The 26081-nt window shown below is 68.7% G+C and carries 25 protein-coding genes; 9 read left to right on the top strand and 16 right to left on the bottom strand.

Annotated elements, in window-relative coordinates; translation table 11 throughout:
* Window positions 1-20: 20 nt before the first annotated feature.
* The 3 genes from C4F17_RS19400 to C4F17_RS19390 form a co-directional block, all read right to left on the bottom strand.
* Complete coding sequence (locus C4F17_RS19400) at window positions 21-1223, bottom strand: M20 aminoacylase family protein (protein WP_106936330.1); 1203 nt, start codon at window positions 1221-1223, stop codon at window positions 21-23.
* 80 nt (window positions 1224-1303) lie between these two features.
* Window positions 1304-2158, bottom strand: coding sequence for a pirin family protein (locus tag C4F17_RS19395; protein WP_106936329.1), 855 nt, complete (start codon window positions 2156-2158; stop codon window positions 1304-1306).
* On the bottom strand, window positions 2155-2742 hold the full coding sequence (locus C4F17_RS19390) for an NADPH-dependent FMN reductase (protein WP_106936328.1): 588 nt from the start codon (window positions 2740-2742) through the stop codon (window positions 2155-2157). Before C4F17_RS19390 ends, C4F17_RS19395 begins: the two co-directional genes overlap by 4 nt.
* 127 nt (window positions 2743-2869) lie before the next feature.
* Between C4F17_RS19390 and C4F17_RS19385 the strand changes: the two genes are divergently transcribed.
* Entirely contained in the window at window positions 2870-3796 is a 927-nt protein-coding gene (locus tag C4F17_RS19385) for a LysR family transcriptional regulator (RefSeq protein ID WP_106936327.1), read from the top strand.
* A 40-nt stretch (window positions 3797-3836) separates the two neighbouring features.
* Window positions 3837-4313, top strand: a complete 477-nt coding sequence (locus C4F17_RS19380; RefSeq protein ID WP_106936326.1) for an FKBP-type peptidyl-prolyl cis-trans isomerase — start codon at window positions 3837-3839, stop codon at window positions 4311-4313.
* Between the two features lie 10 nt (window positions 4314-4323).
* Here C4F17_RS19380 and C4F17_RS19375 read toward each other — a convergent pair whose 3' ends face one another.
* Window positions 4324-5004: a hypothetical protein gene (locus C4F17_RS19375; RefSeq protein ID WP_106936325.1), complete on the bottom strand. Its 681-nt coding sequence runs from the start codon at window positions 5002-5004 to the stop codon at window positions 4324-4326.
* Window positions 5005-5012: 8 nt separating this feature from the next.
* On the bottom strand, window positions 5013-6596 hold the full coding sequence (locus C4F17_RS19370) for a CYTH and CHAD domain-containing protein (RefSeq protein ID WP_106936324.1): 1584 nt from the start codon (window positions 6594-6596) through the stop codon (window positions 5013-5015).
* 158 nt (window positions 6597-6754) lie between these two features.
* On the opposite strand from C4F17_RS19370, the gene C4F17_RS19365 reads away from it, so the two are divergent.
* Entirely contained in the window at window positions 6755-7177 is a 423-nt protein-coding gene (locus C4F17_RS19365; protein ID WP_106936323.1) for a VOC family protein, read from the top strand.
* Between the two features lie 152 nt (window positions 7178-7329).
* Window positions 7330-8403, top strand: a complete 1074-nt coding sequence (locus tag C4F17_RS19360; protein WP_106936322.1) for a pirin family protein — start codon at window positions 7330-7332, stop codon at window positions 8401-8403.
* A gap of 12 nt (window positions 8404-8415) precedes the next feature.
* Here C4F17_RS19360 and C4F17_RS19355 read toward each other — a convergent pair whose 3' ends face one another.
* The 3 genes from C4F17_RS19355 to C4F17_RS19345 all read right to left on the bottom strand — a co-directional run bounded on the left by C4F17_RS19355 (window position 8416) and on the right by C4F17_RS19345 (window position 10972).
* Complete coding sequence (locus tag C4F17_RS19355; protein ID WP_106936321.1) at window positions 8416-8706, bottom strand: YciI family protein; 291 nt, start codon at window positions 8704-8706, stop codon at window positions 8416-8418.
* 64 nt (window positions 8707-8770) lie between these two features.
* Window positions 8771-9787, bottom strand: coding sequence for a Bug family tripartite tricarboxylate transporter substrate binding protein (locus C4F17_RS19350; RefSeq protein WP_106936320.1), 1017 nt, complete (start codon window positions 9785-9787; stop codon window positions 8771-8773).
* 93 nt (window positions 9788-9880) lie between these two features.
* A complete protein-coding gene (locus C4F17_RS19345; protein ID WP_106936319.1) occupies window positions 9881-10972 on the bottom strand; it encodes a tartrate dehydrogenase in 1092 nt (363 codons plus the stop codon).
* A gap of 114 nt (window positions 10973-11086) precedes the next feature.
* On the opposite strand from C4F17_RS19345, the gene C4F17_RS19340 reads away from it, so the two are divergent.
* A complete protein-coding gene (locus tag C4F17_RS19340) occupies window positions 11087-12025 on the top strand; it encodes a LysR family transcriptional regulator (protein WP_106936318.1) in 939 nt (312 codons plus the stop codon).
* Here the strand turns inward: C4F17_RS19340 and C4F17_RS19335 are convergent.
* Window positions 12012-13337, bottom strand: coding sequence for an Nramp family divalent metal transporter (locus tag C4F17_RS19335; protein ID WP_106936317.1), 1326 nt, complete (start codon window positions 13335-13337; stop codon window positions 12012-12014). The two genes, C4F17_RS19340 and C4F17_RS19335, sit on opposite strands and share 14 nt — an antisense overlap.
* 130 nt (window positions 13338-13467) lie before the next feature.
* Between C4F17_RS19335 and C4F17_RS19330 the strand changes: the two genes are divergently transcribed.
* Complete coding sequence (locus tag C4F17_RS19330) at window positions 13468-13776, top strand: putative quinol monooxygenase (protein WP_106936316.1); 309 nt, start codon at window positions 13468-13470, stop codon at window positions 13774-13776.
* Window positions 13777-13901: 125 nt separating this feature from the next.
* Here C4F17_RS19330 and gap read toward each other — a convergent pair whose 3' ends face one another.
* Together gap and C4F17_RS19320 are read right to left on the bottom strand one after the other, a co-directional pair.
* Complete coding sequence (gap, locus tag C4F17_RS19325; protein WP_081268239.1) at window positions 13902-14903, bottom strand: type I glyceraldehyde-3-phosphate dehydrogenase; 1002 nt, start codon at window positions 14901-14903, stop codon at window positions 13902-13904.
* A gap of 57 nt (window positions 14904-14960) precedes the next feature.
* The gene (locus C4F17_RS19320; RefSeq protein ID WP_106937616.1) at window positions 14961-17063 is read right to left on the bottom strand and encodes a transketolase family protein; all 2103 of its coding nucleotides are present in this window, start codon (window positions 17061-17063) and stop codon (window positions 14961-14963) included.
* Between the two features lie 144 nt (window positions 17064-17207).
* Between C4F17_RS19320 and speD the strand changes: the two genes are divergently transcribed.
* From speD to C4F17_RS19305, 3 genes are read left to right on the top strand one after another with little or no spacing between them, the layout of a single operon-like run.
* A complete protein-coding gene (speD, locus tag C4F17_RS19315) occupies window positions 17208-17588 on the top strand; it encodes an adenosylmethionine decarboxylase (RefSeq protein ID WP_106936315.1) in 381 nt (126 codons plus the stop codon).
* 14 nt (window positions 17589-17602) lie between these two features.
* Window positions 17603-18313 carry a nucleotidyltransferase family protein gene (locus tag C4F17_RS19310; RefSeq protein ID WP_106936314.1) on the top strand — a complete coding sequence of 237 codons (711 nt, stop codon included), beginning with the start codon at window positions 17603-17605 and terminating at the stop codon, window positions 18311-18313.
* Window positions 18310-19707: an aminopeptidase P N-terminal domain-containing protein gene (locus tag C4F17_RS19305; protein ID WP_106936313.1), complete on the top strand. Its 1398-nt coding sequence runs from the start codon at window positions 18310-18312 to the stop codon at window positions 19705-19707. The genes C4F17_RS19310 and C4F17_RS19305 overlap by 4 nt, the downstream gene beginning before the upstream one ends.
* A gap of 26 nt (window positions 19708-19733) precedes the next feature.
* On the opposite strand, the gene C4F17_RS19300 is transcribed toward C4F17_RS19305, so the two are convergent.
* The 5 genes from C4F17_RS19300 to pbpC form a co-directional block, all read right to left on the bottom strand.
* Complete coding sequence (locus C4F17_RS19300) at window positions 19734-20102, bottom strand: DUF3325 domain-containing protein (protein WP_081268235.1); 369 nt, start codon at window positions 20100-20102, stop codon at window positions 19734-19736.
* Window positions 20102-21763 (bottom strand): PepSY-associated TM helix domain-containing protein, encoded by a 1662-nt coding sequence (locus C4F17_RS19295; protein WP_106936312.1) that lies wholly within the window; start codon window positions 21761-21763, stop codon window positions 20102-20104. The genes C4F17_RS19300 and C4F17_RS19295 overlap by 1 nt, the downstream gene beginning before the upstream one ends.
* Entirely contained in the window at window positions 21760-22071 is a 312-nt protein-coding gene (locus C4F17_RS19290) for an iron transporter (RefSeq protein WP_234382211.1), read from the bottom strand. The genes C4F17_RS19295 and C4F17_RS19290 overlap by 4 nt, the downstream gene beginning before the upstream one ends.
* A 223-nt stretch (window positions 22072-22294) precedes the next feature.
* The gene (locus C4F17_RS19285) at window positions 22295-23668 is read right to left on the bottom strand and encodes an esterase-like activity of phytase family protein (protein ID WP_106936311.1); all 1374 of its coding nucleotides are present in this window, start codon (window positions 23666-23668) and stop codon (window positions 22295-22297) included.
* Window positions 23669-23738: 70 nt separating this feature from the next.
* Window positions 23739-26069 carry a penicillin-binding protein 1C gene (pbpC, locus tag C4F17_RS19280; RefSeq protein WP_234382208.1) on the bottom strand — a complete coding sequence of 777 codons (2331 nt, stop codon included), beginning with the start codon at window positions 26067-26069 and terminating at the stop codon, window positions 23739-23741.
* Between the last annotated feature and the right edge of the window lie 12 nt (window positions 26070-26081).

Genomic DNA, 26081 nt, shown 5'->3' with positions numbered 1-26081 from the left:
ATCAACACAGGGGAGGAATCTCAGGCGCCCGACGGCAGCCAGCGCTGCACCAGCTTCACGAAGTAGCTGGCACCGATCGGGATGATCTCGTCGTTGAAGTCGAACGAGGTGTTGTGGATGATGCAAGGGCCGGGCCCGTGGCCGTCGAGCCGGTGGTCGCCGTCGCCGTTGCCCAGGAAGGCGTAGCAGCCTGGCCGCGCGAGCAGCATGTGCGCGAAGTCTTCGGCGCCCATCACGGCGGGAAAGTTGTCGGTGACCATGTCGTCGCCCACCACCTCGCGCATCACGCCGGCGGCGAAGCGCGCCTCTGCCGCGTGGTTCACCGTCGGCGGCGACGAGCGGTTGAAATACACCTCGGCCGTGCAGCCGTGCGCCGCCGCCACGCCCGCGGCCACTTCGCGCAGGCGCGCCTCGATCTTGTCGATGGCCTCGATGGAGAAAGTGCGGATGGTGCCGCCCACCGTGGCCACGTCGGGAATCACGTTGGGCGCGTCGGAGCCCTGCAGCTGCGTGACGGCCAGCAGCGCGCGCTCGGTGCTGGGAATGGTGCGCGCCACGATGGTCTGCAGCTGCTGCGCAAGGTTGACCACCGCCGCCACGGGGTCGATGCCCGTGTGCGGCATCGAGGCGTGCGTGCCGCGTCCGCGCACGGTGATCTTGTACGTGTTGCTCGAGGCCATGAGCGCGCCTTCGTTGAGCGCGAAGCGGCCCACGTCGCCGACCGGAAAGTTGTGCAGCCCGAAGACCGCGTCGCACGGGAAGCGCTCGAACAGGCCCTCGTCGATCATCTTCTTGGCGCCGGCCTTGCCCATCTCCTCGGCGGGCTGGAAGATGAAATGCACGGTGCCGTCGAAGTCGTCCGGCCCCTGCTGCGACAGGTGCCACGCGGCGGCCAGCAGCATGGTGGTGTGGCCATCGTGGCCGCAGGCGTGCATGCGCCCGGGGTTGGTCGACTTGTGGGCGAACTCGTTGGCCTCGTGCAGCGGCAGCGCGTCCATGTCGGCGCGCAGGCCGATGGTGCGGCTGCCGTTGCCCTTGCGCAGCACGCCGACGAGGCCGGTGCCGGCAATGCCGCGGTGCACCTCGATGCCCCATTCGGCGAGCAGCTTCGCGACCTTCTCGGAGGTGCGGTGTTCCTCGAAACCGAGTTCGGGGTGGGCGTGGATGTCGCGCCGGATCTCGACGAAGCGCGAGATGTCGGCAAAGGAATCGGCAATGTTCATGGCGGGGCGTGGGCTGCGAGTCGGTCGTTCGACCGGAAGCGAACGATTCTGGCGCAGCCGCGCGCCACGCGCATGCAGGCTTACGAGAGTCGGCCCTGCTGCCTCAGCGCCGCGCCGATGCGGCGGATCTCGGCCTCGCCCTGGTCGAGCGCCGCCCGGCTGGTGTGCACCGAGTAGTGGCCCATCACCAGCTCGTGCGGATGCTTCACCGCCGAGCCCAGCACGAAGGCCGTGTCGCCATGCGCGATGAAATCGATGGCGTCGTTCGACTCCTCGAACACCGCCAGCTCGCCGGCGCCGATCGGCCCGCCGCGCGCGTCGCCGGTGCCGAGCCCGCCCTCGTTGACCGCCACCCAGCCCACCGTGTGGCCGGCAGGCGGCGTGTAGCGCCAGCGCTCGCCGTCTTTCAGCTCCACGGCCAGGTAGTTCATCGACGCGGGCGCGGCAATGGCGCTGCGCGCCGCGCCGTGGCGCCCGAGCAGCACGCGCGCCGGACCTTCGCGCGGCACCTGCGCGGGTGCGAGGTACATGCTTTGCGCAGGCGCGTTTTCTTCCGAAGGCGGCAGGGCCACCCACAGCTGGAAGCCGCGCACGCGCTTCACGCCCGGCACGGGCGCGCCGGTGTGCCACACGCCGTTGCCGGCGCGCATCCACTCCACACCGCCGCCGCGCAGCGTGCCTTGTTCGCCGGTCGTGTCTTCGTACAGCGTGTCGCCTTCGATCAGGTAGGTCAGCGTGGCGATGCCCGAGTGCGGATGCAGGCCGAAGCCCTTGTGGCCGCCTTCGGTGCTGAAGCCGAAGAGGTCGAGGAAAACGAAGGGCTTCAGGAATTCGCCCAGGTCCCCGGGGCTCACCAGCCGCGTGATCGAGCCGTGCGAACTGCCGCGCGTGCGGTAGACCACGGCGCGGGCCTGCGTATCGACGGCGGCGGTCATGCGGCCTCCCTTGCGGTCTTCAGCGCCTTGGCCCACCAGGCGATGTCGTCGAGCATGCCGTTTGCGGACTGCGCGAGATGCGGGAAGTCGCCGAAGCTCTTGCCCTGCTGCCATATGCCCATGAACTCGACCATGCCGATGTGCACCGCATGGCGCACCGGCGCCATCTGCATCTCGACCGCCACCAGCCGCAGCTGCTCGACCGCGCGCGCCGCGCCCACGCCGCCGTAGCCCACGAAGCCGATCGGCTTGCGGATGAACTCCTTGTACGCCCAGTCGATCGCGTTCTTCAGCACCGCGCTGGGGCCGTGGTTGTATTCGGGCGTGACGACGATCAGGCCGTCGAAGGTGCCCAGCCTGGCTTGCCAGCGCTGCGCGGCCTCGTTCTTCACCGGCCCCCAGGCGGGCGCGGACGCCTCGTTGAAGAAGGGCAGCGGATGGTCGCGCAGGTCGACCAGCTCGAAGGCGAGGTCGGTGCGCTGCTGCGCGATCTCGTGGATCCATTGCGCGGGCTTTTCGCCGAAGCGGCCCTCGCGGGTCGAGGCGATGACGATGCCGATACGGGGTTGCTGCTGTGAGGTCATGGGGTGCTCCTGGACGGTTGGATGAAGGCCGCGAGGCCATGGACAGAAGCTTAGGTACGCACCCATTGATCGACTAGACGGTAGAGTCGGATTGCACTCGTCCATCAAACGAAGGAATCTACCCACCATGCTCGACCTCAACGACGTTGCCATGTTTGTGCAGGTGGTGCGCCACGGCAGCTTTGCCGAAGCGGCCCGCAGGCTGGGCCTGCCGCCCAACACCGTGAGCCGGCGCATCCAGCAGCTCGAGTCGCAGCTGGGCACGCGGCTAATGCAGCGCTCGACGCGCAAGCTGACGCTGACGAGCGCCGGGCAGGCTTTTCATGACCAATGCGCGGGGCTGGTCGACGGGCTGGCCGCCGCCGGGCAGGCGCTGGCGGCCGGAGGCCAGGAGCCCAGCGGCCTCGTGCGCGTGGCGGCGCCGGCGGATTTCTTCGATTTCTTCCCGATGGAATGGGTCGCCGATTTCCTGGCCGGGCATCCGCTGGTACGGCTCGACTTCGTGCTCAGCGACGCGGCCGCCGACCTCATCGCCGAGCAGATCGACGTGGCATTCCGCGGCGGCGTGCTGCGCGATTCGGGCTACATCGGGCGCCGGCTGATGACGCGAAGCGGCGGCCTGCTGGCGAGCCCCGGCTACATCGCGCGGCGCGGCCAGCCCACCACCCTGCAGGAGCTGGCGGACCACGACTGCGTGACGCCGCCGCACCCCACCGGCCACACCATCTGGCGCCTCGCGGGCCCTGGCGGCGCTGAAGAAGAAGTGCAGGTCAGCGGCCGGTTCACCGGCAACACCGCGCAGGCGCTGCGCAGGGCCGCACTGGCCGGACTGGGCATCGCCCAGCTGCCGCCGGCAATGGCGACGCGCGACGAGCAGGAAGGACGGCTGGTGCGGGTGCTGCCGCAGTACGAGTACACCGGCCGGGGGCTCAGCGTGGTCTACCCGAGCCGCAAGCACCTGCCGCTGGCGGTGTCGGCGTTCATCGAGCTGGTGATGGCCAAGCTCGACCAGATGGACGTGCTGCACGAGCCCGCGTCGCAGGGGAAAGCCTAGGCGACGGGTTCCTTTTATTTTCCACTGAAAATGCCTCCCCATGAAAATCGAAAAAGACACCGTCGTCACCATCAAGTACAAGGTCTCCGACGCTCAGGGCAAGCTCATCGAGGCGAGCCCCGAGCCGATGGCCTATCTGCATGGCGGCTACGAGAACACGCTGCCGAAGATCGAGGAAGCGCTCGACGGCAAGGAAAAGGGCTACCAGACCGTGCTGAACCTCTCGCCCGAAGACGCCTTCGGCCAACGCGACGAGACGCTGGTGCGCAGCATTCCCAAGACCGACTTTCCACCGGGCGTGAAGGTGGGCGGCCAACTGCAGGGTCGCCTGGACGACGGCCGCGAGCACGTCTTCACCGTGATGAAGATCAAGGGCCCGGTCGTGCTGCTCGACGGCAACCATCCGTGGGCTGGCAAGGCGCTGAAGTTCAGCCTGCAGGTGACGGACGTGCGCGCGGCGCTGCCGGTGGAAATCGAGCACCGGCATGTGCATGGCGCCCACGGGCACCATCACTGATCTGCTTCTTCTAGCCGCTGCTGCGCGGCACCGGCGTGACGGGGCTCAGTGCCAGCAGCCGCTGCAGGCCGGCCTCGTAGGCCGCAGCGTCCATTTCGCTGCTGTGCCTCGCCACCAGGTAGCTGAGTCCGAAGCGCTCGGTGGCCTGGGTGTAGAGCCGGTAGAAGCGCTCGCCTTCTTCGATGCGCGTCAGCTTTTGCCACGGTACGACGGCGGCCTTGCTGCTTTGGGGGGCCATGAGGCTCAGGCCTTGCGCACTAATCGTCACCTCGTGGATGCCGACTGCACGGGTCGCGGAGCGCGTGACCGATCGATGCAGTGCGCGGGCCACGCGGTCCCGCCTGGCGGGCTGGGTCCTCGCCCTGCGGCGCGAGCCCAGGGCGGCTATTCGCTCGACGAGACGTGCGCGAAAGAGCCACAGCAGCCCCGACAGCACGACTGCCACGGCCGAGCTGATCCAGAACTCGGCACGCACGGGCCGGGGTTCGAGCGCGTACAGAAGCCCGATGGCGAGCACGGGCGCGGCCACCATCAGCGCCGACAGCGCCCGTGGCACCAGCCGCTGGACAGCCGCATGAAGGCGTTCCGACTGCCGGTCATGTTCCGCGAGGCGGCGTTCCAGGGCCGCTTCTCCGAGCAGTTCCGCGTCTTCCGGCGCCAGCCTGAATCGCAGTTGCAGTGGCTCATCCATCCGGTTTCCTATTTCTTCTTCCAGAACCTGGCGGCCTTGTCTATTTTGCCCAGCGCCTTGGCGCAGGCCCTTGCGCCCGCCGCATGGCGCGCGCTGAACCAGCCCACGGCGAACCACGCGCGGGAATCGCGTTCGGTCGCTTCGCGGTAGAGCGCGAGCGCGACGGCCTCGTCGTTGAACTCGCCCAGCGCATCCTGTGCGGGACGCAAGGCCTTGAGGTAGCGCTCGGCGCCGCCCATGTCCGCCGCATCGAACAGCGGCGCGACGAATTCGGCGAGGTAGCGCAAGCGCTTGAGTCGCTTGCGCACGCGGTGCTGGCTTTCGGTGTCCAGCGATTCGAAGCGTTCACCTTCGCGCATCACCTGCTTGTGCAGGCGTTGCAGCCGCTTGCGCAGCACGCGCCGGGCGGCGTCGGCATCCAGGGGCGCCGGGCTGGCCGGTGGCATCTCTCCTCCTTCTTCGCTTTCCGACGCAGCCTTCGCGGGGCCGGCCGCGGTAAAGCCGATCAGCGACACCAGCACGTTCTGGAACGCCGAAGCGCGCACGGCGTCTCCGGCCGAAGGCGCGCTTTTGGCCGCCGCATCGCCGGCCAGCGGATCGAACTCCGGCGCGCGTGCCTCGCGCAGCCGGGGCTGCGCCAGCTTCACCACCTGCTCGCGGTCACGCAACTCGCCAAGCGCGCGGAAGGCTTCGACCAGGCGCGGCTCCCATGCAGCGGCATCGAACAGGCCCGAGGCGGTGTCGAGTTCGGCCAGCTCTCGCAGCGCGGTGCGCAACCGCCGGATGCCGATGCGCAACTGGTGCACCTGCTCGTCGTCTTCGCTGCCCGCGGCGATCTCGCTCGCGTTCGGCAGCATCTGCGCCAGGCATGAGGCGACCACCGCCTGCTGGATGGCACGGCCGTCCGGGTGCGGGCTGCCGAAGTGCGGGGCCTCGGCCTTCACGGCTTCCACCGTTTCCTGCGCCGCCAGCAGGCGCGCGCCGCGCTCGGCCTTCGACACGGTGCTGAACCACAGGCCGTGCTGCTGCGACCAGCGCCGCGCGAGCGACACCAGGCCTTGCACGTCGCCGTGCTTGAGTTCCAGTTCCAGTTCGCACACCGGCGATGCGCGTTGCTCTGGCGTGCCGGCGTGGGCGACGACCTTGCCGACGTCGAGCGCCATCTCGACCACCGCGCCGCCGGCCCCGGTGACGCGCACGTCGCGCGTGAGCCGCACGATGTCGGTCGATTGCCGCTCGACTAGCGGCACGCCGCCGTCGCTGCCGTCCGCCAGCAGCTTCGCGAGCCTGTCGCCCACCGGCGTGCCCTGGTGGCGCTGCGGGTGGATGGCCGGCGCGGCACCGGCCGTGCCCAGGTCGACGTTGTGCTCCAGCCGGTGCAGGGCGTTGTCGCCGGTGGCCTTCACGGTCTGCACCCAGCGCCGGCCTTCCTTGCGCAGCCGAAGCACCATGCCGTCGGCGGCCAGCCGCTGGTCGGCGGTGTCGAAATAGCGGGCCTGCAGGCGGGTGCGCACGACGGTGCCGCGTTTCAGGGCGGCTTCGACGGCCTTCAGGCGGCCGGCGGGAATGCAGAACTTGAACTCGATTTCCATAGGGCGCCATGATGCCCGCCCCGTCACGCAGGGCCGCCAAATCCCCTGTCTGGAAAATCATGTGGACGCCGTCCATTTTCTTTGGTATCTTTTGTGGACGGCGTACACAAGACGCCGTTGAACATCCACATCACCCTTCACCGACACAGGACGACACCATGGCCACCAAGCAGATCTTCGTGAACCTCCCCGTCAAGGACCTCGACAAGAGCAAGGCATTCTTCGCCGCGCTGGGCTACACCTTCAATGCGCAGTTCACCGACGCCAATGCCGCATGCATGGTCATCCAGGAAGGCAGCATCCACGCCATGCTGCTGGTGGAAGATTTCTTCAAGACCTTCACTAGCAAGAGCATCACCGACACCAGCAAGAGCACCGAGGTGCTGCTGTGCCTCTCGTGCGAAAGCCGCGCCGAGGTCGACGAGCTGGTGGCCAAGGCCAAGGCCGCGGGCGGCACCATCCCGGGCGAACCGAAGGACTACGGCTTCATGTACGGCCACGGCTTCCAGGACATCGACGGCCACCTCTGGGAGCTGATGTACATGGACCCGAACGCCGTCGTCACGCACCAGAACCAGTGACCTGACGCCACGCCACGCCACACCGTTGAAGAAGCAGAACGATGCCGATCGTTCCATACGCGCTCTTCACTGTTGCACGGAAGGCCCCTACCGGACGGGGGCGGCGCCCCGATATTCCTTTCACCGGCACGGCATCATCGGCCGAGCCCCCCATGAAAAGGAATAGCCCCATGCCCGAACAAGACAACAGCCCCGTCGTGCGGGTCGCGCCCCTCGGTTTCCCGTGGCAGACGATCGACCCGTTCCTGTTCTGCGTCTACCACGACGATGCGTATCCGCAGGGCAACGGGCGCATGGGGCCGGCCGCCTCGCTGGCCGGGCGCGACATCGGCCAGGACTTCAGCCGCAAGGACGGCTGGAGCATGTACCACGGCGACAAGGTGCCGGGCTTTCCCTCGCACCCGCACCGCGGCTTCGAGACCGTGACCATCGTGCGCAAGGGCCTGGTCGATCACTCCGACTCGCTGGGCGCCACCGCGCGCTTCGGCGGCGGCGACGTGCAGTGGCTCACGGCCGGCAAGGGCATCGTGCACTCCGAGATGTTCCCGCTGCTCGACGCCGGCGCGCCCAACCCGCTGGAGCTGTTCCAGATCTGGCTGAACCTGCCGGCGCGCAGCAAGATGGCCGAGCCGCATTTCACGATGTTCTGGTCCGACGCCATTCCGCGTTTCGCTTCCGACGACGCGAAGGGCGGCCGCACCGAGGTCGCCGTGATCGCCGGCCGGCTGGGCGACACCGTCAACGGACAGGACCCGATCCAGCCGCTGGCGCCGCCGCCCGACTCGTGGGCCTCGCAGGCCGACGCCGACGTGGCGATCTGGACGCTCAAGATGACGCCCGGCGCGCAATGGACGCTGCCGGCCGCCAGCGGCGAGGGCACGCGGCGCATGCTGTATTTCTTCAAGGGCGCGGCGGCTTTCGTCGCGGGCCGGCGCGTGGAATGCCCGGCGGCCATCGAACTGCGCGGCGATGCCGCGGTGGAGATTGCCAACGGCGACAGCGAGAGCGAGTTCCTGGTGCTGCAGGGCCGCCCGATCGCCGAGCCGGTGGTGCAGTACGGCCCCTTCGTGATGAACACGCAGGCTGAGATCAGCCAGACCATGGCCGACTACCGCCGCACCCAGTTCGGCGGCTGGCCCTGGGACGACTCGGCACCGGTGCACGGCCAAGAGGCCGCGCGCTTCGCAAGGCACCCGGGCGGGCGAGAGGAAGTGCCCGAAGCCTGAGCGAGCCCCGGCTCAGAGCGTCTTCAGGACTTCGGCGCCCGGCGCCGTCATGCTGGGCACGAACTCGATCACGTCGGTGCGCGCGACGCCGTTCTGCACGAACGGATCGCGCGCCAGCAAGGCTTCCAGCGCCGCGCGGTCGCCCGAGCGCGCCAGGATCACGCCGCCCTTGCGCGGCACCTGCCGGCCCGAGGCCACGAACAGGCCGCTTTCGTAGTGCGTCTTGAGCCAGCTGACATGCGCGTCCATCAGCGCATCGAGTTCTTCGAGCGGGCGGATGTAGGTGAGAGTGACGATGAACATGGATGAGGGCAGAGAGTGAACGAGGAAGCCACCATCCTATGAGTTCGGTGGTTCGGCCGCCTCCTCACTCGATTGCCACGCCGCCTTCCTTCACCAGCTTCGCGAACTTGGCCGTCTCCTCGCGGATGCGCCGCGCCATTTCTTCCTGCGTGCCGCCCAGCGGCTCGGCACCGATGGCCTGCATGCGTTGCGCGAAGTCGGGCGAATGGATGATCTTCACCATCTCGGCGTTCAGGCGCGCGACGATCTCCTTCGGCGTGGCCGCCGGCGCCAGCACGCCGAACCAGGTGCCGATGTCGAAGCCCTTGAGGCCCGCCTCTTCCATCGTCGGCACGTCGGGCAGCACCGTCGAGCGGCGCGCCGTAGTCACGGCCAGCGCGCGCAGCTTGCCGCTCTTGATGTGCTGCAGCACCGGCGTGATGGTGTCGAAGGACATCGCCACCTGGCCGCCGAGCAGGTCGGTGGTGAGCGGGCCGCTGCCCTTGTAGGGCACGTGCAGCAGCGTGGTGCCGGTGCTGGCCTGGAACTGCGTGCCGATCAGGTGCTGCGCCGTGCCGTTCCCGTTGGAGCCGTAGGCCAGCTTCTCGGGCGCGGCCTTGGCCAGCGCGACCAGTTCGGCGACGTTCTTCGCGGGCGTGCTGGCGGCGTTGACGACCAGCACGTTCGGCACCATGGCCACCAGGGTGACAGGCGCCAGGTCTTTCTGGAAGTCGTAAGGCAGCTTCTTGTAGACGCTGGTGGCGATGGTGTGGTGCACCGCGCCCATCAGCAGCGTGTAGCCGTCGGGTTTGGCCTTGGCCACGTAGTCGGCGCCGAGCGTGGCGCCGGCACCTGGCCTGCTTTCCACCACCACGGGCTGGCCGAGCGACTGCGAGAGCTTGTCGGCCAGCGCGCGCGCCAGCACGTCGGTGGTGCCGCCGGCGGGGAAGGGCACGATGAGGCTGATGGGCTTCGCCGGCCAGCCGGCCGGTGACTGCGCGAAGGCCAGCGCAGCGGTGCCAAGGCCCAGTGCGAGCGTCGCGGCCCGAAGCAGGCTGCGCCTGCCGCTGCTGCGGCGGCGCGCGTTGGAAGAAGCGTTCATGGTTTGTCTCCGGCTCGTTGTCGTGGTGCGCGCATCGAGGCGCGCGGATACCGTCGTGTCTGTCGCTGGCGGCCGTTCAGGCCATTGCGTGTGTCACGCCGCAAGCCGCATCGGCTCGCCCGCGATGTGCGCGCACACCGCCTGCGTCACCTGCTCGGTGGTCGCGCTGCCGCCCAGGTCGCGTGTGTGCAGCGCCGGGTTGGCCGTGACGTGCTCCACCGCCTGCATCACGCGCCGCGCCGCCTCGGCCTCGCCCAGGTGCTCGAGCAGCATCACCACCGACCAGAAGGTGCCGACCGGGTTGGCCAGCCCCTTGCCCATGATGTCGAAGGCCGATCCGTGGATGGGCTCGAACATCGACGGATAGCGCCGCTCCGGATCGATGTTGCCGGTGGGCGCGATGCCCAGGCTGCCCGCCAGCGCGGCGGCCAGGTCGCTGAGGATGTCGGCGTGCAGGTTGGTGGCGACGATGGTGTCGAGCGTGGCCGGGCGGTTGACCATGCGCGCGGTGCAGGCGTCGACCAGTTCCTTGTCCCACGTCACGTCGGGGAACTCCTTGGAGATCTGCAGCGCGATCTCGTCCCACATCACCATCGCATGGCGTTGCGCGTTGCTCTTGGTCACCACGGTGAGCAGCTTGCGCGGCCGCGAACCGGCCAGCTTGAAGGCGAAACGCATGATGCGCTCCACGCCCGCGCGGGTCATCATGCTCACGTCGGTCGCGGCCTCGATGGGGTGGCCCTGGTGCACGCGGCCGCCGACGCCGGCGTACTCGCCCTCGGAGTTCTCGCGCACGATCACCCAGTCGAGCTGGCCGGGCGCGCAGCGCTTGAGCGGGCCGTCGATGCCCGGCAGGATGCGCGTGGGCCGCACGTTGGCGTACTGGTCGAAGCCCTGGCAGATCTTCAGGCGCAGGCCCCAGAGCGTGACATGGTCGGGAATGTGCGGATCGCCCGCGGAGCCGAAAAGAATGGCGTCCTTGCCGCGCAGCGCGTCGAGGCCGTCGGCCGGCATCATCTCGCCGTGCGCGCGGTACCAGTCGCCGCCCCAGCCGAAGTCCTCGAAGCTGAATTGCAGCGCGCCGCCGGAGGCCTCGGCCAGCGCCTCCATCACCCGGCGCCCCGCCGGAATCACTTCCTTGCCGATGCCGTCGCCGGGAATGGTGGCAATGCTGTAGCGGGTCATCGATGTCCTTTTGCGTGTGTGCTCTTTGGAAGGCGCACTGTAGGATCCGGCGCGCTGAACAATTCATGCCCGAAGTGAATCCATCCTTAACTTCAATTCAACAGTGAGGCTGCCATGACGTCGCCTGTACAGCCCGCCGACCTCGGCTTCTTCTCCGCGCTCGCGGCCTGCGGCAGCCTCAGCGCCGCGGCGCGCGAGCTGGGCATCAGCACGCCGGCCGTGAGCAAGCGGCTCTCGCAGATGGAAACGCGCCTGGGGGTGACGCTGGTGAACCGCACCACGCGGCGCATGAGCCTCACGCCCGAAGGCGAGCTCTACGTGGCGCATGCGCGCCGCATCCTCGGCGAGATCGACGACATGGCGCAGTTGCTGGGCGGCGCCAAGGGCGAGGCGCAGGGCCTGCTGCGCGTGAATGCCACGCTGGGCTTCGGGCGCAGCCACGTGGCGCCGCTGATATCGAAGTTCGTGCGCAAGCATCCGCAGGTCGAGGTGCAGCTGCAGCTTTCGGTCAACCCGCCGCCGCTGACCGACGACGCCTTCGACGTCTGCATCCGCTTCGGCGCGCCGCCCGAGGCCCGCGTGATCGCGCGGCGCATCGCGTCGAACCGGCGGCTGCTGTGCGCCTCGCCGGCCTACCTGGCGCGCGCCGGGCAGCCCAGGGTGCCCAACGACCTTGCGCACCACCGCTGCATCGGCATCCGCCAGGGCGACGAGGCCTACGGCATGTGGCGCCTGAGCACCGGCCGGGGCGCGGCGCAGCGCACAGAGGCGGTGAAGACGCGCGGCGCGCTGAGCACCAACGACGGCGAGATCGCGGTCAACTGGGCGCTCGACGGCCACGGCATCCTGATGCGCGCCGAGTGGGACATCGCGCGCTACCTGCGCAGCGGCCGGCTGGTGCAGGTGCTCGCGAACTACCGAACGCCCGACGCCGACATCTACGCCGTGTACCCGCAGCGCCACCAGCTGTCGGCGCGCGTGCGGACCTTCGTCGACTTCATCGCGGCCGCGCTCGGCAAGGACGCGGCCGAGCCTGCGCTCAACCGCCGCTGAGCACCGAGGCCACCAGCCACACGTTGGCGGCGCTGATCACGCCGAACAGGCCCCACGCCAGCGACTTGAGCACCGGCCCGTTGGCAAACCCGCCCATCATGGCGCGGCTGCTGGTGAAGCGAATCAAGGGCCACATCGCGAACGGAAGCTGGAAGCTCAGCACCACCTGGCTGAGCACAAGCATCTTGCCCACGCCGCCGTCGCCGAACCACCAGACGCCGAGGAAGGCCGGGCCGAGCGCGAGCGCGCGCGTGATCAGCCGGCGCTGCCAGCACGGGATCTTCATGTCGAGAAAGCCCTCCATGATGATCTGGCCCGCGATGGTGCCGGTGAAGGTCGAGCTCTGCCCCGAGGCCAGCAGCGCGATGCCGAACAGCGTGGCCGCGAAAGCGCTGCCGACGACGGGCTCGAGCAGGCGGTAGGCGTCGTCGATCTCCGCCACTTCGCGGTGGCCGGTGGCATGGAAGGCGCTGGCCGCCAGCACCATGATGGCCGCGTTGACCAGCAGCGCGAGCGACAGCGACACCACCGCGTCGAGCGTGCAGAAGCGCACCGCCTCGCGCCGCGCCGGTTCGGTGTCGGCCACGAGGCGGGTCTGCACGATGGACGAATGCAGGTACAGGTTGTGCGGCATCACCGTGGCGCCGACGATGCCGATGGCCAGGTACAGCGCGCCCGGCTGGTGCAGCCGCTCCAGGCTCGGCGCGAAGCCCATCGCCACGCCGAACCAGTTGGGCGGCGCCATCATCAGCTCGACCGCGAAGCAGCCCGCGATGGTGCCGACCAGCCCGAGCACGATGGCCTCCACCCGGCGAAAGCCCGCGCCCTGCAGGCCCAGCACCAGCAGCGTGTCGAAGGCCGTGATGGCGATGCCCACCGGAATCGACACGCCGAACAGCAGGTGCAGCGCGAGCGCGCTGCCCAGCACCTCGGCGAGGTCGCAGGCCACGATGGCCAGCTCGGCGCCCAGCCACAGCAAGCGGTTGACGCGCGGCGAGTAGTGCTCGCGGCAGGCGCGCGCCAGGTCTTTCTGCGCCACCAGCCCCAGGCGCACGCACAGCGTCTGCAGCAGCATCGCCGCCAGGCTCGCCAGCAGCACCACGAACAGCAGGCCGTAGCCGAAGCGCGAGCCGGCCTCGATGTCGGTGGCCCAGTTGCCCGGGTCCATGTAGCCGACCGACACCAGCAGGCCCGGGCCCGCGTAGCGCATCAGCTTCCTGAAGAAAGGCAGGTCCTGGGGAACGGCCACGCTGCCCTTCACTTCGGAGGGACAGAAAGGCGCGGTGGCCGTGCGGGGCAGCGGAAAGAACATCCGGGCGATGATAGGGACAAGGACGCGGCGTTGTCGCGGACCTGACCGGCGCGGCGATGCCGCATCTCTTAGATTCGGCGTTCGCACCCCGGTGCGTCATCCCTCACATCAATCCTCGGAGACCTTTCCAATGATCCACGTCGTCGCAGTCATCACCGCCAAGCCGGGCCAGCGCGCCGCGCTGCTCGAAGCCTTCGCCGCCAACCGCGCGGCCGTGCTGGCCGAAGAAGGCTGCATCGAATACGGCGCGACGATCGACGCGCAAGGCATCCCGACGTCGAAGGCCAGCTTCGGCAACGACACCTTCGTCGTGATCGAGAAATGGGAAACGCTGGCCCACCTGCAGGCCCACGCCGTCGCGCCGCACATGAAGGCGCACAGCGAGAAGACCAAGGAGCTGACGGCGGGCAAGCTGATTCACGTGCTCGAGCCGGTTTGAGTTTTCGCACGCGCAGCGAAATCCGCAGGAACGAGAAGCTGCGCTGAACCCGGCGGCTGCTGCCTGCCGCCTCGCCATGAAAAAACGCGCCCTCGGGCGCGTTTTTTCATGGAAGCGTCGAAGCCTTACTTCGACACGACCTTCACCATCTCCAGGCACTTGTTCGAGTAGCCCCACTCGTTGTCGTACCAGCTCACGAGCTTGACGAAGGTGCCGTCCAGCGCAATGCCGGCTTCGGCGTCGAAGATCGAGGTGCGCGGGTCGCCGCGGAAGTCGGTGGCGACGACCTTGTCTTCGGTGTAGCCCAGCACGCCCTTGAGCGCGCCTTCGCTCTGTGCCTTCATCTCGGCGCAGATTTCCTTGTACGTGGCTTCCTTCACCAGCTCGACCGTCAGGTCGACCACCGACACGTCGGAGGTCGGCACGCGGAAGCTCATGCCGGTGAGCTTCTTGTTGAGCTCGGGGATCACCACGCCCACGGCCTTGGCGGCGCCGGTGCTCGAGGGAATGATGTTTTCCAGGATGCCGCGGCCGCCGCGCCAATCCTTGTTGCTCGGGCCGTCCACGGTCTTCTGCGTGGCGGTGGCCGCGTGCACGGTCGTCATCAGGCCGCGCTTGATGCCCCACTTGTCGTTCAGCACCTTGGCCAGCGGCGCCAGGCAGTTGGTGGTGCAGCTGGCGTTGCTGACGATGGCTTCGCCGGCGTACTTCTTGTCGTTCACGCCGTAGACGAACATGGGGGTGTCGTCCTTCGACGGTGCCGACAGGATGACCTTCTTGGCGCCCGCGTCGATGTGCTTCTGCGCGGTTTCCTTGGTGAGGAACAGGCCGGTCGATTCGAGCACGACGTCGGCGCCGACTTCGTTCCACTTCAGTTGCGCGGGGTCGCGCTCCTGGGTCAGGCGGATCCTCTTGCCGTTCACGATCAGCGTATTGCCGTCAACCGTGACCTCACCCTTGAAGCGGCCATGCACCGAGTCGTACTGGAGCATGTAGGCGAGGTAGTCGGGCTCGAGCAAGTCGTTGATGGCAACGATTTCGATGTCGTTCTTGAAGTTCTGCACTGCTGCGCGCAGCACGTTGCGACCGATGCGGCCGAAGCCGTTGATACCGAGTTTGATAGCCATCTGACTTGCTCCTAAGGTTGAAAAACTTGTTGTCTGTCGTGAACCGTGCGAAGGGACTCAGTCGCGCAGCGCTGCTTCCACCGTGGCGGCCACGTTCTCCGCCGTGAATCCGAAGTGCTTGAACAGCACCGGCGCGGGCGCCGATTCGCCGTACGTGTCGATGCCCACGACGGCGGCGCAGCCGTACTTCCACCAGCCGCCGGTGCAGCCCATTTCGACGGCGATGCGCGGCAGCTTCTTGGGCAGCACGGCCTTCTTGTAGGCCAGGTCCTGGCGGTCGAAGGTGGTGGTCGAGGGCATCGACACCACGCGCACGGCGATCTTCTTCTCGGCCAGCAGCTTCTGCGCGGCCAGTGCGAGCTGCACTTCGGAACCCGTGGCGATGATGACGGCGGCCGTCTTCTTGCTCTTCAGGCCGACGGCTTCCGGCTCGGACAGCACGTAGGCACCGCGGCTGATGTCGCCGAGTTCGCTCTTGGGCGCGTAGGCGATGTTCTGGCGGCTCAGCAGCAGCGCGGTCGGGCGCGACTGGTTCTGCAGCGCCACGGCCCAGGCCACGGCGGTTTCGGCCGTGTCGCCCGGGCGCCAGACGTCCAGGTTCGGAATCAGGCGCAGCGAGGCGGCGTGCTCGATCGACTGGTGCGTGGGGCCGTCTTCGCCCAGGCCGATGGAGTCGTGGGTGAACACGTGGATCACGCGGCGCTTCATCAGCGCGGCCATGCGGATGGCGTTGCGGCTGTAGTCGCTGAAGGTGAGGAAGGTGCCGCCGTAGGGGATGTAGCCGCCATGCAGCGCCACGCCGTTCATGATGGCCGCCATGCCGAACTCGCGCACGCCGTAGTTGATGTGGCGGCCGATGGTGCCGTGGGGCGTTTCGGCCGGGGCCTCGGACTTGGTTTCGTCTTCGGCGCCCTGCTTGGCTTCGACGGCCGGCACGTTCATGACCACCGCGCCGGTCTTCGCATCGAAGCGCAGCGCGGCGGTGCTCTTGGTGTTGGTGAGGTTGGAGCCGGTCAGGTCGGCGCTGCCGCCGAGCATTTCAGGCAGCGCGGCGGTGAAGGCTTCCAGCGCGAGCTGGCTGGCCTTGCGGCTGGCCACGGTCTCGGCCTTGGTGTGGGCGGCGACCACGGTGTCGAACGCGACCTGGTGGAAGTCCTTGGGCAGCTCGCCCTTCATGCGGCGGGTGAAGTCGGCGGCCAGCTCGGGGTAGGCGGCGGCGTAGGCGGCGAACCTGGCGTTCCACTCGGCTTCGATGTTGGCGCCGGCTTCCTTGTGGTCCCAGTCGGCGTACACCTCGGCCGGAATCTCGAAGGGCGGGTAGTGCCAGTCGATGGCGTCGCGCGTGAGCTTGATTTCTTCGGCGCCCAGTGCTTCGCCGTGGGCCTTGGCGGTGCCGGCGCGGTTCGGGCTGCCCTTGCCGATGACGGTCTTGCAGTTGATGAGCGTGGGCTTGTCGGTCGACTGCTTGGCCTTGGCGATGGCCTTCGACACTTCGGCGGCGTCGTTGCCGTCGATCGGGCCGATCACGTGCCAGCCATAGGCATGGAAGCGCTCGGCCACGTTGTCGATGTACCAGGGCTTGACCTGGCCGTCGATGCTGATGCCGTTGTCGTCGTACAGCGCGATCAGCTTGTTCAGGTGCCAGGCGCCGGCGAGTGCGCAGGCTTCATGGCTGATGCCTTCCATCATGCAACCGTCGCCCAGGAAGGCGTAGGTGTGGTGGTCGACGATGGCGTGGTCCTTGCGGTTGAACTCGGCCGACAGGAGCTTCTCGGCCAGCGCGAAGCCCACGGCGTTGGTGATGCCCTGGCCCAGCGGGCCGGTGGTGGTTTCCACGCCGGGGGTCACGTCGACTTCAGGGTGGCCGGCCGTCTTGCTGTGCAGCTGGCGGAAGTTCTTGAGCTCGCCGATGGGCAGGTCGTAGCCGGTGAGGTGCAGCACCGAGTACAGCAGCATCGAGGCGTGGCCGTTCGAGAGCACGAAGCGGTCGCGGTCGAACCAGTGCGGGTTCGCGGGGTTGTAGCGCAGGTGTTCGCCCCAGAGTGCGACGGCCATGTCGGCCATGCCCATCGGTGCACCCGGATGTCCGGAATTCGCTTGTTGAACGGCATCCATAGCCAGCGCGCGGATCGCGTTGGCCATCAGGGCTTGGTTTGCCATGGGCATGGGACTTTCGGGGGAAAAGGGTGGGTGGGATAGGGGGGAACCCGCGATTTTACCGGGCGAGCCCGAACGGCTGCCGATACGGCCCGAACACCCCGCGGATGTTCTTGTGCGGCGGCCGGACTGCTAGAGTTGCCACCCATGCATGGGCTGCACCTCACCGCCGACCTCCACGACTGCCAATGCGGCCTTCAATGGCTCACCGACCGGGAGGCGCTGGGAGCGGTTTGCCTCAAGGCGGTATCGGCCGCCGGGCTGCAGGCGGTGGGCAGGCTGGTCCACGGTTTTCCGGCCACGCCGCAGGGGCCGGGCGGCGTCACCGCCACGGTGCTGCTGGCCGAATCGCACCTGTGCATCCACACCTGGCCCGAGCAGCGCGGCGTGACGCTGGACGTGTACGTCTGCAATTTCAGCGGCGACCACTCGGCCAAGGCGCATGCGCTGATGGAATGCCTGGTGGCGCTGTTCCAGCCCCGCCACAGCGAGCGCAACGAGCTCCAGCGCGGACGGGTCCCGGCGTGAGCGCGGCGCGGGCCATGATCCTTGCCGCAGGGCGCGGCGAGCGCATGCGGCCGCTGACCGGCACCTGCCCCAAGCCCCTGCTCGAAGTGCGCGGCAAGCCGCTGATGCAGTGGCCGATGGAGGCGCTGGCCGCCGGCGGCTTCACTGAACTGGTGGTCAACACCGACTGGCTGGGCGCGCAGATTTCGCAGCGCTTCGGCGCAAAGCCCTTGCTGGACGGGCACGCCGCGCTATCGATTTCATACTCCGACGAAGGCCGCGACTTCGGCGGCGCGCTCGAGACCGCCGGCGGCATCGTGCGCGCGCTGACGCTGCTGGGCGATGTGTTCTGGGTCGCGGCCGGCGATGTGTTCGCGCCCGGCTTCGCCTTCACGCAGGCTTCGGTCGAGCGCTTCCTGGCCGGCGGCAAGCTCGCGCACCTGTGGCTGGTGCCGAACCCGGCGCACAACCCCAAGGGCGACTTCGGCCTGTCGCCGGACGGGCTTGCGCTGAACACGGCGCCCGAGAAATTCACCTTCTCGACCATCGGCCTCTACCGCGCAGCGCTGTTCGCGCCGCCGTACTGCGACATCCCCCCCGGCAACCCGGACGGCCGCAAAGCCCCGTTGGCGCCGATCCTGCGTGCCGCGATGGACAATGAACTGGTGAGCGCCGAGCTCTACACCGGCCCCTGGACCGATGTGGGAACCCCCGAACGGCTTGCCCAACTGAACACGCCAAGATGACCTCTGCAGACACCACCACGATCTACGCCGAGCGCCGCGCGCGCCTCGCTTCGCAACTGGGCAAGGACGGCATCGCCATCATTCCGACCGCGCCCGAGCGCCCGCGCAACCGCGACACCGATTTCCTCTACCGCCACGACAGCTACTTCTATTACCTGACCGGCTTCACCGAGCCCAACGCCTGGCTGGTGCTGGCGGGCGACGGCCGCGCCACGCTGTTCTGCGCGCCGAAAGACCTGGAGCGCGAGATCTGGGACGGCTACCGCCTCGGTCCCGACGCGGCGCCGGCGGCGCTCGGCGTCGACGAAGCCTTCTCGGTGACCGACCTCGACACGAAACTGCCGAAGCTGCTCGAGAACCGCTCGACCGTGTGGTTCCCGTTCGCGATCCACAAGGGCCTGGAGACCCGCATCGACGGCTGGCTGCAGTCTGTGCGCGCCCGCGTGCGCTACGGCGCGCTGTGCCCCGAGGAGCAGCGCGACCTGTGCGGCCCGCTCGACGAGATGCGCCTCGTGAAGGACGCGCACGAACAGGACATCATGCGGCGCGCCGCGCAGATCAGCGCCCGCGCGCACGTCCGCGCGATGCAGCTGTCGGCCCGCATGCTGCGCGAGGGCAAGGACGCTCGCGAGTACCACCTCGATGCCGAGCTGCTGCATGAATTCCGCCTTGGCGGCTCGCAGTACCCGGCCTACTACTCCATCGTCGCGGCCGGTGCCAACGCCTGCGTGCTGCACTACCGCGCCGATGCGGCGCCCGTGCGCAAGGGCGAGCTGGTGCTGATCGACGCGGGCTGCGAGCTGGACGGCTACGCCAGCGACATCACGCGCACCTTCCCGGCCGACGGCAGATTCACCGGCCCGCAGCGCGCGCTGTACGACCTGGTGCTGGCCAGCCAGGACGCCGCGGCCGCCGCCACCAAGGCCGGCAACCGCTTCAACGACCCGCACGACGCGGCCGTGAAGGTGCTGTCGCAGGGCATGCTCGACCTGGGCCTGCTCGACGCCGACAAGGTCGGCAACGTGCAGGACGTGATCGACTCGCGCGCCTATTTCCAGTTCTACATGCACCGCACCGGCCACTGGCTGGGCATGGACGTGCACGACTGCGGCAGCTACGTCGAGCCCACGCAGGTCGGCGAAGTGAGCGAACGCAAGGATCCGCTGTCGAACGAGGTCATCAAGAACCGCCCGAGCCGCATCCTGCATCCGGGCATGGTGCTGACGCTGGAGCCCGGCATCTACGTGCGGCCGGCCGACGGCGTGCCGGAGCAGTTCCACAACATCGGCATCCGCATCGAGGACGACGCGATCGTCACCGCCACCGGCTGCGAGCTCATCTCGCGCGGCGTGCCGGTGAAGGCGGACGAGATCGAGGCGCTGATGCGAGCCTGACGGCCCGCTGCGCTCGCTGCTGGTCGTCAGCTGGCGGCCAGGGCCGCCAGCACCAGATGGAGCAGCGCGGCGCCGAGCGCCAGCACCGCGGCAGCGGAAGCGATCCAGTGAAAGCGGCCCGGCACCGCGCTCAGCAGGCCCACCGTCGTCAGCGCGGCCGCGGTGAGCGCGCCCAGCCAGAGCACCCAGCCGATGGCGCTGCCGGCAGCCTGCAGGCTCGCGCCCAGCGACAGGCACAGGAGGGCAGTGCCCCCCAGCTGCAGCCAGCGCCGCCACGGGCCCGGCGTGCTGCCGCGGCCGAAAACGTCTTCGCTGTGGCGGTCCATCGCGAGGCTCAATGCGCAGAAGCCCGCGAGCGAAGCGGCGAACACCAGCGCCAGGAGCAGGGCGTGCATCAGGAGCCGCCTCCCGAGGTGGCGAGCCCTTGCTGCGGCGGTGTCTTCGGGGCCGGCTTCTGCGTGATGGCCTTGCGGCGCTTTCGCTCGACGAGCCAGACCGCGCTCGCGAGCCCCAGGCCCAGCGCGATGGCGACGAGATCGAAGCCCGCCACCGCGCTCGGTCCGGAGCGCAGGCTCACCGTCAACGGCGCGGGGCCGGTGAACGCATTGAGCACCGGCAGCAGCACGAACAGCAGCGCGCCGAGCGCCAGTTGCGCCTGCCACATGCGCAGCGTCGGCCGCAGCAGGCCCAGCACCGCGGACGCGCCCCAGACGATGAAGAACCAGCGGATCTCCGCATCGCCGCGCTCGGCCATCTCGACCGGCAGCAGGCGGTTGGCCCAGAAGAAGGCCGCCATCGCGAGCGGCAACCCGGCGATGGCGCCGAGGTTGAGCCCGTCGACCAGCCGCAGGCCTAAGCCGACACGCCCGCCCTGCTTGAGCGTCTTTGAGTACTTCTGCCGCTCCTTCACCGCCCACAGCAGCAGCCCCGTGGCCACCATCAGGCAGCCCGCGATGCCAGAGAGGAAGAACAGCGCGCGCAGCAGCGGATTCGCGAAGCGCCCGATGTGCAGGCCGTAGAGCACGCCGCGCGTCTCGGCGGCGGGCTTGGGCACGTCGCCGAACGTGCCGATCAGCGCGCCGGTCGCGCCGTTGAACTGCATCGTCGGCTGGTCGTAGGAAAGCTGCGGCCCCTCGGCGCGCGTGAGCGAGACCACCGCCTTGGCATCGTTCGGCTGGTGCACGGTGACACGGCCCACGGCCGCGCCGTGCCAGTGCGCGGAGGCCTGCGCGATCATCGGCGCGATGGGCGCAAGCGGCACCCTGTTGCCCGAGGCCTTGAACTGGTCACGGCCGCTGCCGGGGAAAGCTTCGGAGAAGAACACCTGCTCGCCGCCGCGGTCCTTGTAGGCCACCTGGGGAGCCCACGGCATGTACAGGAACATCAGCGTGACGAGGCCCGTGTACGTGATCATCAGGTGATAGGGCAGCGCGAGCACCGCCGTCACATTGTGCGCATCGAGCCACGAACGCTGGCCCTTCTTCGGCCGGAAGGTGAAGAAGTCCTTGAAGATGCGCTTGTGCGTGACGATGCCGCTGAAGATGGCCACCAGCATGAACATCGCGCAGAAGCCCACGATCCAGCGCGCCCACAGCGCGGGCATGTAGTGCAGGTCGAAGTGCAGGCGGTAGAAGAACTCGCCGCCGCGTGTGACGCGCGGCGCGCTGACCGGCTCGCCGGTGGCCGGGTCGAGCGATGCGCGGTCGAAGCGGCGGCGCGGCGGTTTCTTGTCGTCGGGCGTGGCAGCGGCGGCGGCGGCCGGCGGCGCGAGCCAGAGCACGTCGGTCGACCTCTGGCGCTCATTCGGCAGGTTGATGAACCAGCGCGGGCTGTCCGCGCCGCGTTGCTGCAGATAGGCCACGGCACTTTCGACCGCGCGCACCTGCGGCACGGCGGGCTGCGCGGCGGCGTGCAGCTCGGGCTTCATCCACAGCGTGATCTCGTCCTTGAAATACGACGCCGTGCCGGCCGCGAAGACCATGAACAGCACCCAGCCGACCAGCAGGCCCGACCAGGTATGCAGCCAGGCCATCGACTGGCGGAATCCCTCCTTCATGCAGCTGCGCCTCCGGTGAGCCGCAGGAGGACAAGCAGCAGCACGCCGAGCGACCCCGCGGCGACGGCCAGGCCGGACCAGGCACGCAGCGCGGTGCGCGCCGCAAAGACCCACATCACGGCGAGCGCGAAGACGAGGAAGGAAGCCAGCGTGCCGGTCATCGTGGCTTCGCTGCGGGCCATGCCGAAGGCGAAGGGCAGGCACAGGGCGAGGACGGCGGCGAACAGGGCGGCTACGCCGTAGCCGCCCAGGATGGCGGCGATGGCGCGCACGGCCACGCCGAGGCGGTAACGAAAGCTGGAGCTCACGACGCGGGCCGGACGGCGGGCGAGGACGTTCGGGGATTCATGGGAAAAAAGAGATGTCAGATAATGAGAATCATACTCATCTTCGGCGCGAATCTCTTCTTGCCCTGGTGACGCAGCAGCAATGGAGCGCCACGGCAAAAGCCCCGGAGCGATGCGGCTGCACCGCGCGGGGCCTTGCCCGGCGTCAATCGAGATTGAGCGTCGGCTTCTGCGTACCGCGTCGTTACTTCGCCTGCAGCAGCGCGCCGGCTTCGAGCAGCACCAGCTCGTTGTCGTCGGCCTTGTTGGGCTCGCGGCTGCTGGAGAAGGGCAGGTTGTTGTCGTTGCCGACCACGATGTGCGTGGCATCGACCACGTCGACGTTCTCGATCGTGAAGAACGGGAACTTCAGCACGCCGTCGTTCAGCGGCTTGCGTGCGAGCTTGTTCGGGTCGGCAATGTTCAGCAGGTCGATGTAGCCGATCTTGCGCACCGGGCCGCCCACGTTCGCATCGTTCAGCTCGACCTTGTAGACGCGCTTGAACTTGGCGATGTCGTGGAAGCAGTCGGTGCGCTTCTGGCCTTCGGGGCAGGCCTTGTCGCTGGTGCCTTCGCCGTTGTCGCGTTCGATGATGAGGCCCATGGCACTCGTGCCATCTCCTGCCTTGCCGTCGATCATGTTGAAGTCGCCGATGGCGTTGCCGTTGGCTTCGAGCACGTATTGCCAGTGGCGGCCGGTCCACTTCTCGGTGGCCACGTCGAACTCGAGCACGCGCAGCGCCTCCTTGCCTTCGACCTTCTCGTAGTCCTTGGCCTCGGCGTTCCACACCGGGCCTTCGAGCAGCGCGTAGAGCTTGCTGCCGTCCTTCGACGAGGCCATGCCCTCGAAGCCCTTGGAGCGCTTGACCTGGAACTCGACCGCGCCACCCGGCGCGCCCGGCGTGGTCACGGCCGGATGGTCGGGCGAGCGAACGGCCTTGCCGTCGACCAGCGTGTCGTACACCGCGAGCACCTTGCCCTTCAGGTCGGCCTTGATGAGGAAGGGGCCGAACTCCTCGCCGATCCACAGCGCGCCGCCGGCGAACTGGAAGCTCTCGGGGTCGAAGTCGGAGCCCGTCAGGTAGCGCTGCCTGGTGCCTTCCTGCACGATGCGGAAAGGCACCTTCTTGTCGGGGTCGTGCAGGAAGATGGTGTCCAGGCGATTGAACTTGCCGCTCTTGAAGTCCACCTTGTAGTGGTTCAGGTAGAGCATGAAGTCGGGCGAGTTGGCCTTGGCGCCGGCGCCGTTGTCGGTAAGGATCCAGAAGGTGCCGTCGTCCATCTTCTTGATGCCCGAGTGGCCTTGCAGCGGCTGGCCCTTGAAGGGCAGCGACACGCCGGTGGGGCGTCCGGCCGACAGGCCTTCGACGCTGCCCACGGCCTCGACGCGCCTGGCCGTCGTGAACTTGCCGCTGACCTGCAGGTCGGCCGGTGCGTCCTTGGGCGTGGCAACGAAGCTCTGCGCGGGCAGCACGGCGTGGCCGGCGAGCGTGGCGGGGAAGGCGGTCTGCGCAGCCGCGGCGCCGCATGCGAGTGCGGCGGCCAGGGCAACGAAGGACAGGGAGGCAAGACGTGTCATGAGCAGGAGAGTGTTCAAGTCGAAAACGCGTGACCATGCCGAGGGGGCATGACGCCGCCATGACATCCCTTCAAGGTGCGATGTCGACCGTCACCTCGCGCGACTCGGCACGCCCCTGGTCGTCGACCGCGCGCAGCACGTAGCGCCGGCCCGAGGCCGCGAGGTCGGGCATCCACGTGATGCCTTCGCCGGGCGCGGCGCGGCCGATGAGCGCGTCGTCGGCAAACCAGTAGATCGCCTGCGTGCCCGCCGCGGCTTCGGCGCGCAGCACCAGCGGTTCGGGCTTGTTCGCGCGCAGCGTGTGGCGCACGCCGCGCAGGGGCGAGGTGATGAGCGGTGCGCTTTCCGGTGCGCCGCCGTCTTTCTCGCAGCCATCGGCCGGTGCGCTCGCGCGCGGCAGGCCGGCCTGGCGGAACAGTCGGCGCATGTCGCTTCCCCATTGCTCCACCACCTGCTGGCGGGCATTGGGCTGCGGGCCGCAGACCACCTTGCCGGTCGTCTCGTCGACCCATACCGCGCGGTGCAGGTTGCTGACCTGGATGGGCGACTTGCCGGCGATGAACCACGTCATGGTGCGCACCGGGCACAGCGCGTCGGGCAGGCCACCCGTCGCCGCGCAGACTTCGACCTGGCGCAAGTCGGGCGGCTGGCGCGACGCGACCTCGCCGGGGTCGAGCCGCTGGGCGCGCAGCGCATCGACCATGCGCAGGAACAGCGGCGCGGCCGCATCGACGCCCACCAGCGCGGGGTTGCTGGTGCCGTCGAAGTTGCCCACCCACACCACCAGCACATGCCGGCCGAACACGCCGGCCGTCCACGCATCGCGAAAGCCCCAGGACGTGCCCGTCTTCCATGCGATGGCGGGGCGCGCGGGCAGCGTGGTGTCGGGGCGCGGCGTGTGGCGCAGCATGTCGAGCGTGATGAAGGAAGCCTCCTCGCTCAGCAGGCGCAGCGGCTGCACGGGCCGCTCGTCGGGCGCGGGCTGCGTGTAGCGAATGGGCTGCGAGATGCCGCCGTTGGCCAGCGTCGCGTACATGCCCGCCAGTTCCTCGGGCGTGACCTCGCCACCGCCCAGCACCAGCGCGAGGCCGTAGTGCGATTCGCTCTGCAGCTTCTGCACGCCCGCGAGCCGCATGAAGTCATACAGCCCCGGCTTCGAGAGCCTGGCCGCCACGGCGACCGCGGGCACGTTGCGGCTGCGGATCAGCGCCTCCTGCGCCGGCAGCGGGCCGGCGAAGCGGTGGTCGAAGTTCTCAGGCGTGTAGGGGCCGAAGGAGGTCGGCGCGTCCTTCAGCATCGTCTTCGGATGCAGCAGCCCCTGGTCGAGCGCCAGCGCGTAGATGAAGGGCTTGAGCGTGGAGCCCGGCGAGCGCTTGGCCAGCACGCCGTTGACCTGCCCCGCGATGGCGTCGTTGCGGAAGTCGGCCGAGCCGATCATCGCGCGCACCTGCATGGTCGAGGCGTCGAGCAGCAACGCGCTCGCGTTCGTCATGCCCACGTCGGCATGCGTGCGCAGGTACTGGCCCATCACGCGTTCGAGCGTGGCCTGCATGCGCAGGTCGATGGTGGTGCGCACCTCCTGCACGCCACGCTCCTGCGCGAGCAGCATGTCGGTGGCGTGCGGCGCAAGAAAAGGCAGGCTGCCGCGCGACTGCGCCGACAGCGCGAGCTGCGCATCGGGCGCATGCTGCTTCGCGGCCGGGTCGCGCTCGGCCCACAGCGCCCACAGCCGTTCGCGCGCCGACTGCAGCTCGGCATTGCGCCCGCGCTCGGCGATGCGCTTGACGGGGTTCTGCGGAATCACGGCAAGCGTCAGCGCCTCGGGCAGGCTCAGCTTGGCGGCGTCCTTGCGGAAGTAGATGAGGCTCGCGGCCTGCACGCCTTCGATGTTGCCGCCATAGGGCGCGGTGTTGAGGTACGCCTCCAGGATGTCGTGCTTGCTGAAGCGCGCCTCCAGCCACAGCGCCGCGAAGATCTGCGCGACCTTGCCTGTGGGCGTGCGGCTGTCGATGCCGTAGACGCGGCGCGCGAGCTGCATCGTGAGCGTCGAGCCGCCCTGCCTGCGTTCGCCGCTGGCAATGCGCCACGCACTGCGCGCCAGCGCGGCGGGGTTGACGCCGGGGTGCGCATGGAAGCGCCGGTCTTCGTACAGCAGCACCGCGTCGACCAGCGTGGGCGAGATGCGATCGAGCGGCACCCAGAGCCGGTACTGCTCGTCCCCCGCGAGCGTGAGCCGCAGCAGCTCCCCGCCCTGCGCATACACAGCGCGCGAACTGCCGACGGTCTCGCTCAACGCCGCGTGCGGCCACAGGCGCAGCAGCGCGAGCACGAGGACAAGCGCCAGCGCCCACAGCGCGGGCTTGCGCAGCCTTCTTCCTGCAGACGCGATGCCGATGCGCATGGCGGACCTGCC

Origin of the sequence: Variovorax sp. PMC12 (assembly GCF_003019815.1) — a bacterium.
Lineage (GTDB): Bacteria > Pseudomonadota > Gammaproteobacteria > Burkholderiales > Burkholderiaceae_C > Variovorax.
The sequence above is the reverse complement of the archived record's forward strand: the minus strand, read 5'-3'. Positions and strand labels throughout refer to the sequence as shown.

Excerpts from the sequence above, each read along its gene's own strand:
- C4F17_RS19380 (WP_106936326.1), top strand. The coding sequence starts at position 3,837 with ATGAAAATCGAAAAAGACACCGTCGTCACCATCAAGTACAAGGTCTCC.
- C4F17_RS19330 (WP_106936316.1), top strand. The coding sequence starts at position 13,468 with ATGATCCACGTCGTCGCAGTCATCACCGCCAAGCCGGGCCAGCGCGCC.
- C4F17_RS19300 (WP_081268235.1), bottom strand. The coding sequence starts at position 20,102 with ATGCACGCCCTGCTCCTGGCGCTGGTGTTCGCCGCTTCGCTCGCGGGC.
- C4F17_RS19320 (WP_106937616.1), bottom strand. The coding sequence starts at position 17,063 with ATGGCAAACCAAGCCCTGATGGCCAACGCGATCCGCGCGCTGGCTATG.
- C4F17_RS19305 (WP_106936313.1), top strand. The coding sequence starts at position 18,310 with ATGACCTCTGCAGACACCACCACGATCTACGCCGAGCGCCGCGCGCGC.
- C4F17_RS19310 (WP_106936314.1), top strand. The coding sequence starts at position 17,603 with ATGATCCTTGCCGCAGGGCGCGGCGAGCGCATGCGGCCGCTGACCGGC.
- C4F17_RS19385 (WP_106936327.1), top strand. The coding sequence starts at position 2,870 with ATGCTCGACCTCAACGACGTTGCCATGTTTGTGCAGGTGGTGCGCCAC.
- C4F17_RS19370 (WP_106936324.1), bottom strand. The coding sequence starts at position 6,596 with ATGGAAATCGAGTTCAAGTTCTGCATTCCCGCCGGCCGCCTGAAGGCC.
- C4F17_RS19390 (WP_106936328.1), bottom strand. The coding sequence starts at position 2,742 with ATGACCTCACAGCAGCAACCCCGTATCGGCATCGTCATCGCCTCGACC.
- pbpC (WP_234382208.1), bottom strand. The coding sequence starts at position 26,069 with ATGCGCATCGGCATCGCGTCTGCAGGAAGAAGGCTGCGCAAGCCCGCG.
- C4F17_RS19345 (WP_106936319.1), bottom strand. The coding sequence starts at position 10,972 with ATGACCCGCTACAGCATTGCCACCATTCCCGGCGACGGCATCGGCAAG.
- C4F17_RS19340 (WP_106936318.1), top strand. The coding sequence starts at position 11,087 with ATGACGTCGCCTGTACAGCCCGCCGACCTCGGCTTCTTCTCCGCGCTC.
- C4F17_RS19295 (WP_106936312.1), bottom strand. The coding sequence starts at position 21,763 with ATGAAGGAGGGATTCCGCCAGTCGATGGCCTGGCTGCATACCTGGTCG.
- C4F17_RS19400 (WP_106936330.1), bottom strand. The coding sequence starts at position 1,223 with ATGAACATTGCCGATTCCTTTGCCGACATCTCGCGCTTCGTCGAGATC.
- C4F17_RS19335 (WP_106936317.1), bottom strand. The coding sequence starts at position 13,337 with ATGTTCTTTCCGCTGCCCCGCACGGCCACCGCGCCTTTCTGTCCCTCC.
- C4F17_RS19360 (WP_106936322.1), top strand. The coding sequence starts at position 7,330 with ATGAAAAGGAATAGCCCCATGCCCGAACAAGACAACAGCCCCGTCGTG.
- C4F17_RS19365 (WP_106936323.1), top strand. The coding sequence starts at position 6,755 with ATGGCCACCAAGCAGATCTTCGTGAACCTCCCCGTCAAGGACCTCGAC.
- C4F17_RS19285 (WP_106936311.1), bottom strand. The coding sequence starts at position 23,668 with ATGACACGTCTTGCCTCCCTGTCCTTCGTTGCCCTGGCCGCCGCACTC.
- gap (WP_081268239.1), bottom strand. The coding sequence starts at position 14,903 with ATGGCTATCAAACTCGGTATCAACGGCTTCGGCCGCATCGGTCGCAAC.
- C4F17_RS19395 (WP_106936329.1), bottom strand. The coding sequence starts at position 2,158 with ATGACCGCCGCCGTCGATACGCAGGCCCGCGCCGTGGTCTACCGCACG.
- C4F17_RS19375 (WP_106936325.1), bottom strand. The coding sequence starts at position 5,004 with ATGGATGAGCCACTGCAACTGCGATTCAGGCTGGCGCCGGAAGACGCG.
- speD (WP_106936315.1), top strand. The coding sequence starts at position 17,208 with ATGCATGGGCTGCACCTCACCGCCGACCTCCACGACTGCCAATGCGGC.
- C4F17_RS19350 (WP_106936320.1), bottom strand. The coding sequence starts at position 9,787 with ATGAACGCTTCTTCCAACGCGCGCCGCCGCAGCAGCGGCAGGCGCAGC.
- C4F17_RS19355 (WP_106936321.1), bottom strand. The coding sequence starts at position 8,706 with ATGTTCATCGTCACTCTCACCTACATCCGCCCGCTCGAAGAACTCGAT.